The 17,702-nt window shown below is 67.6% G+C and carries 14 protein-coding genes and 1 pseudogene; 11 read left to right on the top strand and 4 right to left on the bottom strand.

What is annotated here, in order from left to right:
- Both ACO0LV_RS18135 and ACO0LV_RS18130 read left to right on the top strand, forming a co-directional pair.
- The coding region (locus ACO0LV_RS18135) for a M15 family metallopeptidase (RefSeq protein WP_424789328.1) at positions 1–567 on the top strand (567 nt) is incomplete at its 5' end.
- A 125-nt stretch (positions 568–692) separates the two neighbouring features.
- Entirely contained in the window at positions 693–1,406 is a 714-nt protein-coding gene (locus ACO0LV_RS18130; RefSeq protein WP_424789327.1) for a response regulator, read from the top strand.
- 485 nt (positions 1,407–1,891) lie between these two features.
- Here the strand turns inward: ACO0LV_RS18130 and ACO0LV_RS18125 are convergent, their stop codons facing one another.
- A complete protein-coding gene (locus ACO0LV_RS18125) occupies positions 1,892–2,698 on the bottom strand; it encodes a prolipoprotein diacylglyceryl transferase (protein ID WP_424789326.1) in 807 nt (268 codons plus the stop codon).
- 388 nt (positions 2,699–3,086) lie between these two features.
- On the opposite strand from ACO0LV_RS18125, the gene ACO0LV_RS18120 reads away from it, so the two are divergent.
- The 8 genes and pseudogenes from ACO0LV_RS18120 (at position 3,087) to ACO0LV_RS18085 (ending at position 12,691) form a co-directional block, all read left to right on the top strand.
- Positions 3,087–3,335, top strand: a complete 249-nt coding sequence (locus ACO0LV_RS18120; RefSeq protein ID WP_424789325.1) for a heavy-metal-associated domain-containing protein — start codon at positions 3,087–3,089, stop codon at positions 3,333–3,335.
- A 5-nt stretch (positions 3,336–3,340) separates the two neighbouring features.
- Complete coding sequence (locus tag ACO0LV_RS18115; protein WP_424789324.1) at positions 3,341–6,463, top strand: heavy metal translocating P-type ATPase; 3,123 nt, start codon at positions 3,341–3,343, stop codon at positions 6,461–6,463.
- Positions 6,464–6,527: 64 nt separating this feature from the next.
- Positions 6,528–6,806, top strand: coding sequence for a metal-sensitive transcriptional regulator (locus ACO0LV_RS18110; protein WP_424789323.1), 279 nt, complete (start codon positions 6,528–6,530; stop codon positions 6,804–6,806).
- A 15-nt stretch (positions 6,807–6,821) separates the two neighbouring features.
- Positions 6,822–7,116: pseudogene (locus tag ACO0LV_RS18105) on the top strand (DUF4193 domain-containing protein).
- A gap of 52 nt (positions 7,117–7,168) precedes the next feature.
- Positions 7,169–8,221 carry a type II glyceraldehyde-3-phosphate dehydrogenase gene (locus tag ACO0LV_RS18100; protein ID WP_424789322.1) on the top strand — a complete coding sequence of 351 codons (1,053 nt, stop codon included), beginning with the start codon at positions 7,169–7,171 and terminating at the stop codon, positions 8,219–8,221.
- 59 nt (positions 8,222–8,280) lie between these two features.
- Positions 8,281–8,430 (top strand): hypothetical protein, encoded by a 150-nt coding sequence (locus tag ACO0LV_RS18095; protein ID WP_424789321.1) that lies wholly within the window; start codon positions 8,281–8,283, stop codon positions 8,428–8,430.
- 11 nt (positions 8,431–8,441) lie between these two features.
- Positions 8,442–9,470 (top strand): DMT family transporter, encoded by a 1,029-nt coding sequence (locus tag ACO0LV_RS18090; protein WP_424789320.1) that lies wholly within the window; start codon positions 8,442–8,444, stop codon positions 9,468–9,470.
- Entirely contained in the window at positions 9,467–12,691 is a 3,225-nt protein-coding gene (locus ACO0LV_RS18085) for a beta-phosphoglucomutase family hydrolase (RefSeq protein ID WP_424789319.1), read from the top strand. The genes ACO0LV_RS18090 and ACO0LV_RS18085 overlap by 4 nt, the downstream gene beginning before the upstream one ends.
- 105 nt (positions 12,692–12,796) lie before the next feature.
- Here ACO0LV_RS18085 and ACO0LV_RS18080 read toward each other — a convergent pair whose 3' ends face one another.
- Together ACO0LV_RS18080 and ACO0LV_RS18075 are read right to left on the bottom strand one after the other, a co-directional pair.
- Complete coding sequence (locus tag ACO0LV_RS18080) at positions 12,797–14,197, bottom strand: glucose-6-phosphate dehydrogenase (protein ID WP_424789318.1); 1,401 nt, start codon at positions 14,195–14,197, stop codon at positions 12,797–12,799.
- A 503-nt stretch (positions 14,198–14,700) separates the two neighbouring features.
- On the bottom strand, positions 14,701–15,219 hold the full coding sequence (locus tag ACO0LV_RS18075) for a hypothetical protein (protein ID WP_424789317.1): 519 nt from the start codon (positions 15,217–15,219) through the stop codon (positions 14,701–14,703).
- Positions 15,220–15,420: 201 nt separating this feature from the next.
- Between ACO0LV_RS18075 and ACO0LV_RS18070 the strand changes: the two genes are divergently transcribed.
- Positions 15,421–16,011, top strand: coding sequence for a class I SAM-dependent methyltransferase (locus tag ACO0LV_RS18070; protein ID WP_424789316.1), 591 nt, complete (start codon positions 15,421–15,423; stop codon positions 16,009–16,011).
- Between the two features lie 180 nt (positions 16,012–16,191).
- On the opposite strand, the gene ACO0LV_RS18065 is transcribed toward ACO0LV_RS18070, so the two are convergent.
- Positions 16,192–17,484, bottom strand: coding sequence for an IS256 family transposase (locus ACO0LV_RS18065; protein ID WP_424789329.1), 1,293 nt, complete (start codon positions 17,482–17,484; stop codon positions 16,192–16,194).
- Positions 17,485–17,702: the final 218 nt, after the last annotated feature.

Raw genomic sequence — 17,702 nt, 5'->3', positions numbered from 1 at the left:
GTGGCGCAGATCGAGGCGACCCTCGGCTCGGTCTCGGTTCCGCGCGTGCAGCCATCCGCAGGTTCTGTCACATCGTTCGCCGGCGTCCTCGCCAACGCCGTCGCTGACACTGCCCCGGCTGCGATTGCCGCACCTTCCAACTTCGGACCGTCTGGGTTCCAGGTCAACGCCGACGGTGTGCCGGTCGATCTTGCCGCGTACGGAAACGGCCGCATCCCTCGTGAGGCTCTGGAACCGGTAGGCAACACCGGCCACAGACTGTGGGCACCCGCCGCCCAGTCGTTCGAGAAACTGCTGACGGCGGCTGCGGCCGACGGCGTGAGCATCGGCGTCACCGACTCCTACCGCCCGTACGATGTGCAGGTCGACGTCGTTCGACGCAAGGGCCTGTACTCCGAGGGCGGCCTGGGCGCCAGGCCGGGCACCAGCCAACACGGCTGGGGAATGGCCGTGGACCTCGACCTGAACGCACCGGCGCAAGCATGGATGCGCACAAACGCCGCACAGTTCGGATTCGTCGAGGACACCCCGCGCGAGCCCTGGCACTGGGCATTCCAACCCTCCTAAATACGGAGATCCGGTACCCGCCGATTTCAGCCCACACTCTGGGTGTTGCACGCGCCGGTAACGCTTGTGGATGACTGCCCGCGAGCCTGGGACCAATACCTGCGCCGACCGCGAGAATGAGGGACATGAATTCTGAACCTTCTGAGGTGAACCTGCCCCGAGTACTTGTCGTGGACGATGAGCCACCGCTGGCACGACTGGTCGGGAACTACCTGGAACAGCACGGTTTTGAGGTCCAGGTCACTGGTGACGGCAGCGACGCAATCCAGCGGGCTCGCCAGTGGCATCCCGGCGTGATCGTGCTCGACCTCGGCCTGCCGGGAACAGATGGTGTCGAGGTTTGCCGCGCGGTACGCACCTTCTCCGACTGTTACATCATCATGCTCACCGCCCGGGTGGAGGAGGTAGACAAACTCATCGGGCTGTCGGTGGGCGCCGATGACTACGTCACCAAACCCTTCAGCCCGCGTGAGTTGGTCGCCCGGGTGCGGGCCATGCTGCGTCGCCCACGCCAGGACACCGGGCCGCGCGGGGCGGGCGTGTCCTTCGGCCCGCTGAGCATCGATGTCCTGAGCCGGGAGGTATACATCGAGGGGGAGCCCGTGGGGCTGACCCGCACTGAGTTCGACGTCCTCGCGGCGCTGGCACAGCGCCCGGACATGGCCTTCTCGCGCCGTCAACTCATCGAGACAGTGTGGGGACCGGGGTGGGTGGGTGATGAGCGCTTGGTCGATGTCCACATCGCGCAACTGCGGCGCAAACTCGGGGATAGCGCCTCGGCGCCGAAGTTCATCAGGACGGTGCGGGGCGTGGGCTACCGGATGGGCCGCGGGGAGTGATCCCCGCACCGCGCGGTCGGTGGGGCTCGGCGCCCGGCTCCTGGCCACCCTGCGGCTGTCGGTGGCAGCCGGATCGCTGCCGCACTACCGCATCTCTTCGAGCGCCTCGACCGCGCCGACGCGGCTTGCGACCGCGCCCATGAGGGGCAGGCATCGGGCTCGCCATCATTCACTCCATCGTCCGAGCCCACGGCGGCACCGTGACCGTGGACAGCGCAGGCCCAGAACACAGCGCTGTCTTCACCGTCGAACTGTCCCTGGACGCCTCGAACCGGCCGCAGCACCGCTCAACCTGACGGCGTGCTCTCCTTGGCGATCCTGATCGGGCAACTCGGGAGCCGATCGAGTCTCGTCGCGTGCCTCGGCGCCGGGAAAGAGAGCTCTGATGGCCCACATGCCAAGGGCCATGAAGACCAGGCAGATCGTGAGAAGCGGTATCCAAACGCCGATATCCATGACGGGTCCTCCTGCCTTTCCCGGTCCGGTCACCTGACGGGTTGAGACACGCCCGGCTCGGGGACCACGTGGTCTGCAGACCGCTGATGAGTGCCGCTGCGAACAATCAGGACGATGCCGACGGCGATGCTGACCAGCGCCCACAACTGGGGCTGGGTCAGGCCAAGGATGACCGGGTCGTTGGTCCGCAGGAACTCCACCAGGAAACGTGACAGGCCCGACAGGCCCAGATACGCCCCAAAGACTGCCAATGGCGCCCACCGCCGGACAAGCACCACCAGGACGGCGGCGGCAACCGCTGCCAGGATCGCCTCATACAGCGGGGTGGGGTGGACAGGCACATCTGTGGCGACCACGCCGGAGGGGAAGGCCATCCCCCACGGCAGATCGGTGGGACGCCCGTAGGTTCCATCACCACTGACGAAGCAGCCCAGCCGGCCGATGCCGTACGCCACCGTCAAGGGTATGGCGACCGCCCCGGCGACGGTGTCTACCGGTAACTGATGGCGCCGAATGACGACTAGTGCCGCAATGACGCCCCCCACCAGGCCGCCGTACCAGGTGAAGCCCATCCCGCCCAGGTCGTGCACGGTGATGGCGGGATACTGTTCGAGCAGGTAGTAGATCTTCGCGCCGACGAACCCCCAGAGCGTCGCCCACAGCACCAGCGCGTGGGCGGATTCCTTCTTCAGACCCTGACGTTCGAAGGCCCGCCCAAGCAACCACGCAGCCACCAGGGCAGCGGCCGCCTTGCTCACTCCGTAACTTTGAACATCGATCCCGAGGATCGTGAACAATTCCGGACGCATGCTCTCCCCACTTCTCGTGTCACGCATCACCGCTCCGCCGGCGGTGTCTTTCACACCACGATGACCGACGTTCACGAAGAAGACTTGCGCCGTTGGATGAAGGTTCGCTGAAGACACTGAACGCCCGCTTTGAGTAGTCACGGGCGAGTTGCCGCGCGACTGCGCCCACCAGGCCCTCGAGCCCTTCGGCGCCTCCCACCGCGGGGCGGCGGTCGCTTCTTCGAAGGTTCTTCGCTCTGAATTCTCGAATGGGGGTCTGGCCGTGGCCCGGAGGCACCGCTCCCCCGTTCCTTCAAGCCGTGCAGCAACCGCCACCACGTCTTCATGGTTTCTTCATCGTCCCTTCGGCGGTATGGACACATTCGGGTGGTTATCTGGTACGCATACCCAGCAGGGGTATAGGAGGTGTGGGACTGTGAAGACGAAGGTGTATCGAGTGTGGGGGCTGACGTGCGAGGTGTGCCTGGCGCGGCTGCTGGAGCGGGTGCGCAACTTGCCCGGTGTGAGGACCGTCGCGCTCGATCTGGTCAGAGATGGTGAGTCGCGTCTGGCGCTCACCGCCAGCCCCGCCCTCCCGCCGCAGGCCGTTCGTGCCGCGGTCGAGGACACCGGGTTCTCCCTGTCCGCCCCGGCTGCCGAGTCAGCAGCATCTACGGAGGTGTGATCGTCATGAGTGTGCTCGATTGGTCAGTGATAGTCGGCGGTGTTGTGTTGACCGCGTTGCTGGTGTGGTACTTCTTCGGCCCGAAGCAGTCGCGCCGCGCCGAAGTCGCCGGCGGCGTGCAGGAAGTGACGGTAACGGTCAGGGGCGGCTATAGCCCCGACCTCATCGAGGTCCAGGCCGGGATGCCGGTGCGGTTGCTGTTCGACCGGCAAGAAGGCGGGGACTGCTCCTCCCGGGTGATGTTCCCCGAGTTCAAAATCAACCAGGGCCTGCCGGCCAACACTGTCACCGCGGTGGAGTTCACCCCCACCTCCACCGGGGAGTACGGCTTCGCCTGCGGGATGAACATGCTCCAGGGCAGGGTGCGGGTCGTGGGCGAGCCGGGCCACGAGTCCGCCGACGGGCGCGCGGCAGTTGCGGTGGCCGAACGGCCCGGACATGACCACGGCGGGGTGGCCCCGCGCATCCAGGACCACCACGGCGCACCGAGCGGCGAGGTCGGGCACGGGGAGCTGGTGGATGGTGTGCAGGTCGCCGAGGTCAGGATCCGTGGCGGCTACCACCCGCAGGTCCTTCGACTGGCCCCCGGTGTGCCGGCACAGTTGGTCCTGGTCAGGCAGGAGAGCGGGGCGTGCTCTGAGCGATTCACCATCCCGGCACTCGACGTGGACGTCGCCGTCCCCGGCTTTGGCAGCACTGTCCTGAACGTTCCCGCCCTTGCCGAAGGGCGGTATGAGTTCACCTGCGGGATGGGGATGCTGCACGGTGCCCTCGAGATCGGTGACCCACCCGGCACAGACACCGGCACCGGCACCGGTTCCACCGGTGCCGAATCCCCGGCCCCGGTGGCGGTTTCACCGCCGGTAGCACCGGAGGAGGACGCTGAGGAGCAGGAGAGAGCCGCAGAGATCACCGACCTGCGCCGGCGGGTGCTGCTGGGGGCCGTGTTGAGCCTGCCGGTCGTGCTGGCGGTGATGGCGGTGGAGTTCTTCGCCGCAGCGTGGGTCCCGGACTTCTTGATGAACAATTGGGTGCAGTTGGCACTGATCACCCCGGTGATGTTCTACACCGGCTGGCCCATCCACAAGACCGGGTGGCTAGCCCTGTCCCACCGCACCGCGGAGATGAACTCCCTGATCACCCTCGGCACGATCGCCGCCTACGGCTACAGCCTGGTGGTCACGTTCGCCCCGGGGCTGCTGCCCGTGGAGACCCGGGAGGTCTATTACGAGGCGGTCGGGGTCATCATCACCCTGATCTTGCTGGGCCGGTTATTGGAGACCAAGGCCAAGGCCGGCACCGGGGAAGCGATCCGGACTCTGATCGGTCTACAGCCGCGCACCGCTCGGGTGGTACGCAGTGGGCAGGAACTGGAGATCCCTATCGATGAGGTCGTGGCCGGTGACGTGGTCGTGGTCCGTCCCGGGGAGAAACTGCCGGTGGACGGACAGGTTGTGGAGGGCACCTCCACGGTGGATGAGTCGATGGTCACTGGGGAGCCGATCCCGGTGACGAAGTCCTCCGGTGATGAGGTCATCGGCGCCACCATCAACCAGACCGGTTCTTTCCGGTACGCCGCTACCAAGGTCGGTGCGGACACGATGCTGGCCCAGATCATCAACCTGGTGCGCCAGGCGCAGGGGTCCAAGGCCCCGATCCAGCGCCTGGTGGACAAGGTCTCCAGCTACTTCGTGCCCGCGGTGATCCTCATCGCGATCTGGGCGTTCGTGGTCTGGACTCTCGTGGGCCCCTCACCGGCAATCATCTTCGCCCTGGTCGCCGCGGTCTCCGTGCTCATCATCGCCTGCCCCTGCGCGCTGGGGCTGGCCACACCGCTGTCCATCACCGTGGGCACCGGCAAGGGCGCTACCGCCGGCATCCTCATCCGGTCGGCCGAGGCCTTGGAGACTGCGCACAGACTCGACACGGTGGTGCTGGACAAGACCGGCACGATCACCAAGGGCGCCCCGGCCCTGACCGACGTGCTGCCCGGCGAGGGCTTCACCGACATCGAGTTGCTCACCCTGGTCGCGGCGGTGGAACGCTCCTCCGAGCACCCGCTGGCCAGCGCCATCGTCGCCGGCGCCCAGGACCGCGGCGTGCGGCTTCCCGAGGTGGCCTCGTTCGACTCGGTCACCGGGCAGGGCGTGCGTGCCTTGGTCGAGGGCCGGGAGGTCCTCGTTGGTAACCGGCGCCTGCTGGGCAGTGTCGGGGTGCAACCGCAGACTGACGCCGCGGACCGTTTGGCCGCGGACGGCAAGACCCCGATGTTCGCCGTCGTCGACGGGCGTTTCGCTGGGGTGCTCGGCGTGGCCGACACGCTCAAGGACGGGTCGGTGGACGCCATCGCCGCCTTGCAGAAGCGCGGCCTCGACGTGGTGATGATGACCGGGGACAACCGTGCCACGGCTGCGGCCATTGCCCGCCAGGTTGGTATCACCCGGGTGGTGGCCGAGGTCATGCCCGAGCATAAGGCCGCCGAGGTCACGCGCCTGCAGGGCGAGGGCCGGGTGGTAGGCATGGTCGGTGACGGCATCAACGACGCCCCGGCCCTGGCTCAAGCTGACGTCGGCTCGGCGATCGGCACCGGCACCGACGTGGCGATCGAGTCCTCCGACATCACCTTGATCTCCGGGGCACTGTCCGGAGTGGTCACCGCGGTGGACCTATCTCGGGCCACGATGCGTAACATCCGGCAGAACCTGGTCTTCGCGTGGATGTATAACGCGATGGGGATACCGATCGCCGCTGGGGTGCTCTACCCCGCCCTGGGCCTGATGCTCAGCCCGATGATCGCTGCGGCCGCGATGGCACTGTCCTCCCTGTCCGTGGTGGCCAACGCCAACCGCCTGCGCGCTTTCACCCCTTCGACTGTCCCCGAGGTCACCAACATCCCCGCCTCCGACCCGGTGGTGGAGGTTGGGCTCGACGACGAACAAGGAACGCAGAACACCATGTCCAACAACTCTGCACAGGTCACCGACCCGGTGTGCGCGATGAGCATCGACCCAGCATCCGCCGCCGACAGCGCCGAGCACGAGGACAACACCTACTACTTCTGCTCCATCCACTGCGCGCAGACATTCCGGGCAGACCCGGCCAGATACGCCACCTCGCTGGCTCCCTAACCCACACACCCCGCGGGCGCCGGCATCACGCCGGTGCCCACGAAGATCCCGGGAGGCGATCACGATGACCACCGACCAGCACACACGGGCCCTGCTGCTCCGGCTGCGCCGGATCGAAGGCCAGGTCCGCGGCATCGCCCGCATGGTCGAGGACGACAAGTACTGCATCGACATCCTCACTCAGGTTTCGGCCGCTTCCCGGGCGCTGCAGAGCGTGGCATTGGTGCTGCTTGAGGGGCACATGGCCCACTGCCTGCTTGACGCCGCACAAGTTGACGAACTCCAGCAGGAAGCCAGGCTCAAGGAGGCCTCCGATGCCATCGCCCGCCTGGTCCGCAGTTGAGGGAGGGGGAAGTTCGTGGCCATCGACTATGACGCCCCACGCCCCCGCGAGGAGGATGGGCCCGACACGATGCCCCTGACCGCGCTGACCCGGGCAGCGCCGGCGCACCAGGAGGAGGCCGACGAGGCCCGAGTTAACCGAGCAGTATGAGTTGCCCGGCGCGGACCTGTCAGGTGAGGAGCTGGCCGTGGCGGTGGTGCCCCCACAGAAGGACGAGTTCCTCTGCACCCGGTGCTTCCTCGTCCACCACCACAGCCAACTGGCCCACCACGACGCTGGCCTGCCGGTGTGCGCCGAATGCGCGTCCTGACCGCGGGGCCATCGAAGGCATGATGACAAGAACGAAACGAAGGAGAGTTGAGATGAACGTTCAGGTAGCCATCAACGGTTACGGCGTGATCGGTAAACGAGTGGCCGACGCGGTGCGGGCCATGCCCGACATGGACCTGGTGGGGGTGGCGGACGTGGCCACCGACTGGCGAGTGCGTACCGCGACCGAGCGGGGCATCCCCGTCTTTGCCGCCACCGAACAGGCCGGTGCAGCCATGGCCCAGGCCGGGGTGCCGATGGCCGGCACCCTGGATGAACTGCTGGCCCAGGTCGATGTCGTGGTGGACACCACTCCCAAGAAGGTCGCCGCCACCAACGCCGAGGTCTACCGCGCTGCCGGGGTCAAGGCCGTGTTCCAAGGCGGGGAGTCCCACGCCACCACCGGGCACTCCTTCGTCGCCCAGGCAAACTACGACACAGCACTAGGCCTGCAGGCCACCCGGGTGGTCTCCTGCAACACCACCAGTATCGTGCGCGTGCTCGGCGCGCTGCAGGATGCGGGCCTGCTCGCCCGTGCGCGTGGGGTGCTGATCAGGCGGTCCACCGACCCCAGCCAGTCCCACCAGCGCGGCATCATGAACACCGTGGTCCCCGAGGGCTCCATCCCCTCCCACCAGGGTCCCGACGCCCGCACAGTCCTGCCGAAGTTGGACGTGGTCACCATGGCCGCCAAGGCGGCCCACACCCAGACTCACAACCACTTCTGGACGCTGCAGTTGACCCGCCCGGCCAGCCGGGAGGAAGTCCTGGACGTCCTGCGGGGCGCACCCAGGATCGCGTTCATCCGCATGGCCGACGGCCTAACCGCCTTGAATACCACCGTCGAACTCATGGGCGACCTAGGCCGGCCCCGCGGTGATATGTGGGAGGTTGCAGTCTGGGAGGACGTCCTGACCGTCGAGGGCGACGAGGCCTACCTGACCTACCAGGTCAACAACGAGGCCATCGTCACCCCCGAGACCATAGACGCGATCCGGGCCCTGACACAGACCGCCACCGACGGTGCAACGTCGATCGCACTGACCGATGAAGTCCTCGGGATGCGCCGCGAGTTCCTCCCCAGCCCTGTCCCCGTGACCGACTGACACCAGCCGGTGCTCGGCGCCCAGCACATCACGGCCGTGTGGCCGAGAAGGAGGCGATCATGACCACCACTGGTTCCACGGTCATCGTCACGATCAATGCTCTGCTGCTCAAACGGCTCCGGCTGCCCGCCCAACAAGCCCCGGACGCACCCCAGCGCGCCGTCCGGGAGCCGAAGCCCACCGCACCGGTGCCGGCCGGCACCCGCTGACCGGGGTCGACGTGGAAGTACATTCTGGCACCACCGCTTCGGCCGCTTCGGTAGCCGAAGCGGTGCCGCAGCGGCCGCGGCCGTTGCGGATGCTGTGGATCACCGCAGCCTGGGGGGCGTGCTTCGTGGTGATCGAGTGGGGCCTGCGCGACGCCCCGCTGCTGTGGTACGCCGCACTGCGTGCCCTGGTCGCCGGCGCCGCACTGGTGGCCCTGGGAGCCATCCAGCGCCGTCCGACCCCCCGCAGCGCACGTGCCTGGGGGCTGATCACGGTCCTCGGGCTGGTCAACGTCACGCTCGCCTTCTCAACCATGTTCGCCGGGGTTGCCGGTGGTGCGACCGGCACCGCCGCGGTGCTGGCCAACGCCCAGCCGCTGATGATCCTCCTGCCCGCCTGGTGGCTCTACGGGGAGAAACTCTCCCCCCGGACCACGTCCGCCCTGGTCGTCGGCTTCGCCGGGCTCGTCCTGGTCGCGCTGCCCGGCGGCGGGGGTAGCGGCGCCGCCCTGTCGCTGCTCTCGGCAGTGGCCGTGACCGCCGGCACCCTACTCTCCCGCCGTCTGGTCGGACTGGACCTGGTCACGGCCACCGGCTGGCACCTCCTCATCGGTGGGGTGGCCCTTGCCGGCCTCGCCGCGGCCGTGGAGGGTGCTCCGGTGATCAACTGGACCCCCCGCTTTGTTGTGTCGCTGGCGTTCCTGGCGCTGGTGGGCACCGCGGCGACCACGGTGGCGTGGTTCGGCGAGGCCCGCCGCAGCCGACTGGACACCCTGACCACCTGGACTTTCCTGACCCCCGTCCTCGGCATCGCCCTGGCCGCCGTCCTGCTGGGCGAACGCCCGGGCGGGTGGACCGCTGCCGGGCTCCTCGCCGTGCTGGCAGCCATGTGGATTACCCTGCGGCCACCACGCCGCACCACGACTCCCGCGCAGACCACCGGCCCGCCAGAAGTGGGCTTCGTCCCAGACCCGCGCCCGGGCATATCCGACAGCCGCCAGATGGCCACCGCACCGGACTTACCAACCGAAGGAGAAACGTGACGCACCCGACGACCCACCCGAGCCCGTCACCGGCGGCACCGGCCCCCACCGGGGCGGTCCCCCCGCAGGAGGCGGTGATCTTCGACTTGGACGGGGTGGTGACCGACACCGCCACACTGCACGCCCAGGCGTGGCGACAACTCTTCGATGAGGTGCTCACCGACCCACGCGCCGGCGAACCCGGCACCCACGCCCCGTTCGACGAGGTGGGTGACTACCGCCGCTACGTCGACGGACGCTCCCGCCAGGACGGTGTGGGCGCCTTCCTCACCGCCCGTGGCATCGATCTGCCCGCAGGGACACCGCAGGACCCGGGCGGGTCCTGGACGGTGCACGGGATGGCCACCCGGAAGAACGAGTTCTACCTGGACCTGCTCACCGAGCACGGCACCAAGGCTTTCACCGGCACCGTGGACCTGCTCGACCGGCTGCGGGCCGGTGGGGTGCCGGTGGCGCTGGTCACCGCCAGTCGCAACACCAGCGCGCTGCTCGGGACCGCAGACCTGGCGGGGGTCTTCGACGTGATCGTGGACGGGGACCGTGCTGCCGAGTTGGGCCTGCCTGGCAAACCCGACCCGGCGATGTTCCTCACAGCAGCCGCTGAACTGGGCGTGAACCCGGCCCAGGTCGCCGTTGTGGAGGACGCTGTCGCCGGTGTCCAGGCGGCCCGTGCCGGCGGGTTCGGCCTGGTCGCGGGCATAGCCCGGGCCGGGCAGCGGGCCGAGTTGGAGGCCGCCGGGGCCCACCTGGTGGTCGAGGACGTCGCCCAACTCGATCTGGGTGCGTTACGCGCCGACCCCTGGACGCTCGTCTACGAAGGTTTCGACCCCGCCCACGAGGGCCACCGCGAGGCACTGACCACCTTGGGTAACGGCTATCTCGGCACCCGGGGCGCGGCCCCGGAGCGTGCCGCCGACGGGGTGCACTATCCCGGCACCTACCTGGCCGGTGTCTACAACCGGCTCGTCTCCTCGGTCCATGGCCGCCAGATGGAGGACGAGCATCTGGTCAACGCCCCCAACTGGCTGGTCCTCGACCTCGGCGCACAGGACGAGCAGTCGTGGTGGTCCACCGGCGGCCTCACCGTGTCCGGGGAGAGACGTGAGCTGGACTTGCGCCGCGGTGTGCTCACCCGCACCGCGGTACTCACCGACCCGGGCGGGCGACGGCTGCGGCTGCGGCAGCGGCGCCTGGTCTCTATGACCCGGCCGCACCTGACGGCGCTGGAGACGACCGTGCTCACCGACGGTTGGAGCGGGATACTGAAGGTGCGCTCCGGCATCGACGCTGGTGTCCGCAACGGCAACGTCGCCGAGTACACCGCGTTGGCCGACCGTCATTTGCGCACCACCGGCACCGAGAAGGCCGGGCCGGGCACTCTTCTGGTGGAGGTGGAGACCGTCCAGAGCCAGGTCCGCATCGCCACGGCGGCCCGTACCACCGTCAACGGGGGCATCCCGGACGCAGACTTCGAGCGCGACAACGAACTGCACTCCCTGGTACTCGAAGTGCCGGTCACAGACGGTGAACCGGTCACCATCGACAAGGTTGCCGCCGTGTACACGTCCAAAGATCCGGCGATTGCCTCGCCCCGGTTGGCGGCCCTGGGCGAGTTGACTGCCGCTCCGCGAGGGTTCGACGGGCTCCTCGACGAACACGTGGCGGCGTGGGAGCGGCTTTGGGACCGCTTCGGGATAGAACTGGAGGCCGACACCCAGACCCGGCTGGTGCTCAACCTGCACGTCTTCCACCTACTGCAGACCCTGTCCACGCACACCGCCGAGTTGGACGCCGGCGTGGCGGCCCGCGGCCTGCACGGAGAGGGCTACCGCGGGCACGTGTTCTGGGACGAACTGTTCATCCTGCCGGTGCTCACCACACACCTGCCACAGGTCAGCCGCGGACTGCTGGACTACCGGTGGCGTCGCCTAGACGCCGCCCGTCGCGCCGCAGCGCAGGCGGAACTGCCCGGTGCGATGTTCCCCTGGCAGTCCGGCAGCGACGGGCGGGAGGAAACCCCCGTCATGCTGTTCAACACCCGCTCCGGACGGTGGATGCCGGACAACTCCCACCGCCAGCGCCACGTTGGCCTCGCTATCGCCTACAACGCCTGGGAGTACTACCAGGCCACCGGCGACCTCACCTGGCTCGCCCGTCGCGGCGCGGACCTGATCATCGAGGTCGCACGGCTCTTCGCCGCCCTGGCCAAGCACGACCCCAGCACCGACCGCTTCCACATCAGGGGTGTGATGGGACCCGATGAGTATCACGACGGCTACCCCGACGCGCCCGGCGAAGGCCTGACCGACAACGCCTACACCAACGTCCTGGCGGCGTGGGTATGCCAGCGGGCACTGGACGTCCTCCAGACCGTGGCTGGCCACGAGTGCGACGACCTACACGCCCGCCTCGACATCGCCCCAGACGAGCCCACCACCTGGGAGCACCTCAGCCGGCGCCTGGCCGTGCCGTTCCTGCCCGATGGGCTCATCGCCCAGTTCGCCGGCTATGAAGACCTCGCAGAGTTGGACTGGGACCACTATCGGCGCACCTACGGCAACATCGGGCGCCTGGACCTGATCTTGGAGTCCGAAGGGGATGCGACTAACCGGTACAAGCTGGCCAAACAGGCAGACGTCCTCATGCTCATCTACCTCCTGGGACCCGGCGGGCTATTGAACATGCTTCACCGCCTCGGCTACCCCACCACCCGCCAGGTACTGGCCCGGACCGTGGACTACTACCTCACGCGCACCGCGCACGGCTCCACCCTCAGCCGAGTCGTGCACGCCTCGGTCCTGGCCCGCCTAGACCCTGCCCGCGGGTGGGCCACCTTCCGTGAGGCCCTTGCTGCAGACCTGGACGACACCCAGGGCGGCACCACCCAAGAGGGCGTCCACCTGGGCGCCATGGCCGGCACCATCGACATCCTCATCCGGTCCTTCGCGGGCCTTCACACCCAGGGCCCAACCGTTGTCCTGGACCCCGCACTACCGGCCGGACTGCCCGCCATGCGCTTCCGTATCCAGCACCGCGGCCAACGCCTCCACATCATCCTCGACGAGAACACCCTGACCGTCACCGCCGAGCCGTGCGCGGCCAACCCACACATCCGACTGCGAGTCGGGGAGCACGAAAGCGCCCTACCAGCCGGCACCACCCAGCGCTTCTCTGGGATCCCGGGCGCCGCGGTGTCTCGGTTGTCCGGCCTATCTGAATAACTCTGGCGTTGTCTGGCCGGGGTGTGGACAGTCTCGAACGCCAGCGACACCAACACCGAGCCACGTGGCGCCACCGCCGCGCGATCACTCATGTCCCCTGAGCGGTCAGCGTGCGCGGCGCTCGAGCATCCACCCGTGCGGACCCGTGAGACGCTCAGCCTCCTGCGGCCCCCACGAGCCGAGCGCGTAAGGCAACGGGGGCGGGCGCTGGGGGCCCTGCACCGGCGCGAAGGCGGTGAAGGCCGCCCGCAGGCAATGGGAGGTGGTGAACAGCGAACGGTCCCCGACAAGAACATCGTGGAGCAAGGAGGCATAGGCGGAGATCGGCTCCCCGCCCGGCACCTCAGCCAAGTCAAGTTCGGTGTGCGCGAAACTCAACGCCCGACCCGGTCCGGGGGTGCTGACAGTCACACCGACAGCAAAGGCCCCGGGTCCACTGAAGTCGATCTCGATCGTGTTACGCCCAGTGACGGCCGCGCCCAAAGGACCCTGGGGCGGACGCATGATCAAGGTGATTCGCTGAGCCTTACGAGCCATGCGCTTCCCGGTGCGCAGCACGAACGGGACGCCCCGCCACCGGTCGGTGTCGATCCACAGCCGGGCAGCGACAAACGTGTCCTGCCCGGAACCAGCCGCCACCCCGGCTATATCGGTATAGCCCTCGAACTGCCCCAGCACGACGTCCCTGACCGGATCCAGTGGCCGGAACGCCCCGATGACCGCATCCCGTGCGGCCACAACCGACTCCGGGTCCTGCACGTCCGCCGGCGGATCCATCGCCACCTGGCTGGCCACGTGGAACAGATGGGTGACCAGCATGTCCAGCGCCGCGCCGGTAGCGTCGTAGAACCCAGCCCGCTGGGCGACGTCGAGGTCCTCGGGCACGTCGATCTGTACCTGCTCAATCCCGTGGGCATCCCATTGCGAGCCGAACAGCCGGTTCGCAAAGCGCAACGCGTAGATCGCCTGCACCGCCTGCTTGCCGAGGAAGTGGTCAATGCGGAAGACCTGCTCCTCGGTGAGCACCTTCTTCACCAGCGCGTCCAACGACTCAAAGTCTGCCAGCGACCTGCCGTAGGGTTTCTCGAAGACCACCCGGGCGCCCACCGCCAAGTCATGACGTCCCAGCCCCCGAGTAATCACCGGATACGCCGCCGGTGGCACGGCCAGAAAGTGCACGACCAACGGCTCACCGCCGCCCTCGGCCGCTAACTCACGCCGCGCGCGAACGAGAACCTCAGGCAGTGCACCGGGGTCGTCATCGGTGAACCCCCCGCCCGCGTAGCCGACCCGCAGGCATACCTGGTCCCAGTCCTCGGGCAGACCCAACTCGCTGCCCAGCAGGGAATCCCTCAGCCGGGCACGGAAGGCCTCCTCATCCAACCGGTCTGTGGAACAGCCGATCAAGCGCCACCTCTGGGGCAGCAATCCGCGCTCGTGCAACTCCACCAGGGCCGGCATCACCATGCGGTGAGCCAGGTCACCAGTGGCACCGAACAACACCACGATCACAGACTGAGTGGTTCCGGTCGCACTCCCGGGCGGTGATAACGATTCCAACTTAGACCTCCGTCAAAGATACCGGCGGAACGCTCAGGTTGCCGTGGTGTAGGCCTGCGGGTCGGCGTCGAATTCGGCGCAGCGCCCGCAGCAGACGCAGTAGCGCTCGCCCTCGAAGTCTCGCACGAACCCGTTCACCTCCGACTGGGACTTCGCCTGCGCGCCTGCGCGGTGCCCCTCACCGGGCAGGTGACCAGTACCTCACCCGGACCGGCGTGACGTCGTAGTGACCACGCTCACGGTCCCCGCCACCACAACACCCGCCGCCACCATGATCTTCCTGACCGTGGCCCCTCACGCTCCTCCTTCTCTTCCTCCCTACCTGAGGACGGCGACCTGCCGCCCATCACGTAGGCGGTTGCTATCCCGGGAACGACATCCCCGATCCTACCCCCAGGGGGTACTGTACGGGTGCGTAGGCGCCTGCCAGAGAACTCATCACCGTAGTTTCACAAAGGGTCGTTGCGGGCCGAGTCTCGATGCTCATTGTGGGGCACGAGGGGCCGGGACAATAGCGACAATCGCGCATGGCCCAGTGGTGCCACTGATGAAAACCCTGTTACGCACAGATCGTTCGAGCGGTGGGCCATGGCAGTTGCAATTTGGGATCGGCGTGTCCACACCAACGTCATCAGCGCACCGACGAACACCACTGCGCCCGAGACGAGGACTTCGCCGCCGTAGGGAGCCAGCTGCACCAGCGGCGCGTCGGTCTTGGAAAATGCCAGGATGCCCCACGGGAAACCGCCAAACGGCCAAGAGCCCCGAAACTGCTCGACAGCCACCCAGATGAGGGCACCGAGACAGGTCTGCACCACGGGGTGATCCCGTACCCAGACCGCCCGCCAGCAGATAGATCTTCCCGACCGACAGGTAGTTCGCCGCGCGCTACCACCCGTCGATCCGAGCGATGGTGGCGTCGTCCGGGTCCTGCCCGACGCCGGGGTGCCAGATAGTCGGGGAAGCACTTACGCTCGTCATGATTCAGCACTCCTGTGCCATGGGCCCGCCAAGCGGCAGGCTGGTTTCCATCACCATGGCCCACTTCGCCCGCCTCTCTCCTCCTACTTTGGTCTCGGTGTGCCTCAGTTTCTGCATCTGCTCGCTGTCACCCAGGCGTCCTTGTGTCCGATCGCGTGACCGCCGAGTTCACTGGGAAGGTTGCCATCATGCCGACCATGTCCGTTCTTGAAGCCTTGCTCTGCCGCAGCGGACCATGGCGGTGCTTGGCGCGGCGAATCCTGCCGTGGAGTACTCAAGGGTTTTCGCTTGCAGGTGAGGTGCTCGAGATCGGCGGCGGAAGTGGTGCCATGGCAGCAGAGCTTGGCCGCACCAACCGGCAGATTCGTCTCACCGTGACCGACCTGGACCCCGCCATGGTTCGTGCCGCACGGCAACGGTTGGTACAACTACCGCACGCCGTGGTTTACCAGGCCGATGCCACACAACTGCCGTATGGAAATGGGTCCTTCGACGTGGTGATGAGCTTCCTCATGCTCCACCACGTGATCGACTGGGAAAGCGCAGTGAACGAAGCGTGCCGTGTCCTGCGGCCCGGGGGAATGTTCCTGGGATACGACCTGGTCGCCTCCCCCGTGGCATCAGTGGTGCACCTTGTGGACCGTTCCCCCCACCGACTCATCGAGCGCGGAACACTGGAGCCCGTCTTGGCCCAGGCCGGCCTCCAGATCGTCAACGTACAGTATTCGCTGCACGGTCTTGTTCTACGCTTTGCCGCCCGCAAAACGTGCCCGCCCTAGCCCGGTGCCGGCGCGTTCGGGCCGACCTATCCAGCCACGGGCCAGGATGCTCCTATGGATGTCAAGTCCGGTCCGGGGTGGTGGTGAGGTCGGTCTTGATGGCTTGGTAGACCTCGCGGGCGATGGCTCGTTTGAGGATGCGAGCCTGTCAAGCCCTCTGTGTAAGAGAGGCTCCTGTTTCTAGTTGATGTGTCCTGCTAGACGCTCGGGGTAGAGCAGTTCGAGTTGGTTCAGTGCGGCGGTCCAGCCGGCGGTGGTGGTGCCCTCCACGAGCCGCCCGGGAGCCTTGCGCTTGTGCGCTGGCAGGCCCTGCTCCTTGGCTCGCTGACGGGCACGTTTGTCCTCGATATCGCGGATGGCTAGCCACAACAACTTCACCACCGCTTCGTCGTTGGGGAAGTGCCCGCGGTTCTTGATGATCTTGCGCATCTGGTAGTTCAAACTCTCGATCGTGTTGGTGGTGTAGATGACCTTGCGCACCGCCGGGGGGAAGGCCAGGAATGGGGTGAACCGTTCCCAGGCCCGCTGCCACACCGCGATCGCTGCGGGGTATTTACGTCCCAGGTCGGAGTCGGCCAACTCCAGCAGCGCGGTCTCGGCCGCATCGGCATCGGCGGCGGTGTAGATGGTGCGCAACCCGGCCGAGAAGGCCTTGCGATCGCCGTAGGAGATGTATCGGTTGGCCGCCCGGATCAGGTGCACCACACACGTCTGGACCACCGTCTGGGGCCAGGTGGCCTCGATCGCCTCGGGCAGGCCGGGCAGCCCGTCGCAGCAGGCGATCAGGATGTCCTTCACGCCCCGGTTAGCCAACTGAGCGCATACCCCGGCCCAGAACTTGGCACCCTCCCCGGCCTGGACCCAGATGCCCAGCACGTGCTTGATGCCATCGGTATCGATCCCGACCGCCAGGTGGGCGTGGCGGTTGACCACATGCGCCCCGTCGCGGACCTTGACCACGATGGCATCGAGGAAGACCACCGGCCAGACGGGGTCCAGCGGCCGGGTCTGCCAGTCCTTAACCTCCTCCAACACCGCGTCAGTGATGTTCGCGATCGTCTCGTGGGACAACTCGGTACCCAGCGTGCGGGCCAGATGGGCCTGGATGTCGCGCACCGTCATCCCACCGGCGTAGAGGCTGATAATCATCTCATCGAGCCCACCGGCCCGCCGGGCGCCCTTGGGCACCAGCGCCGGCTCGAACGTCCCGGCACGGTCGCGCGGGGTGGCCAGCGGGATATCGCCGACCTCGGTAGCCAGCGTCTTGGGCGTGGCCCCGTTGCGCGAGTTTGGTGCCCCGCGCCCGGCCGGATCACCCTTGTCATAGCCCAGGTGATCGCTCAACTCCGTCGCCAGCCCGCGCTCGAGGACCTTACGGACCAACTCCGGCAGGAACCCACCCTCACCGGTCAGCGCCAGCCCCTCGGCGTCGGCCTGGGAGACGAGCTCGTCGATGTACTCATCACCCAGCAGCGCCCGGTGCGAGGCGCCCGCCGGCCTCGAGGCCCCGCCCTGGCCGCGGTGGCCCGGCTCGCTGGCCACGCCCCTAGCCTGGTCAGCATCCTGCCCATCCAGTGCGTGGTGATCCTCGGTGGTCTTCGTCGTACTCGTGGTCTTCACGATGGTCTCCTCTCACTGGCTCCTCGCCAGCCTCGGGGATCCACCCCTTACACAGTCCAGTAGACACGCCC

The sequence above is a fragment of the Pseudactinotalea sp. Z1739 genome, assembly GCF_049725055.1.
In the GTDB taxonomy this organism is placed as follows: domain Bacteria; phylum Actinomycetota; class Actinomycetes; order Actinomycetales; family Beutenbergiaceae; genus CALKWS01.
This window is presented reverse-complemented; position numbering and strand designations above follow the sequence as displayed.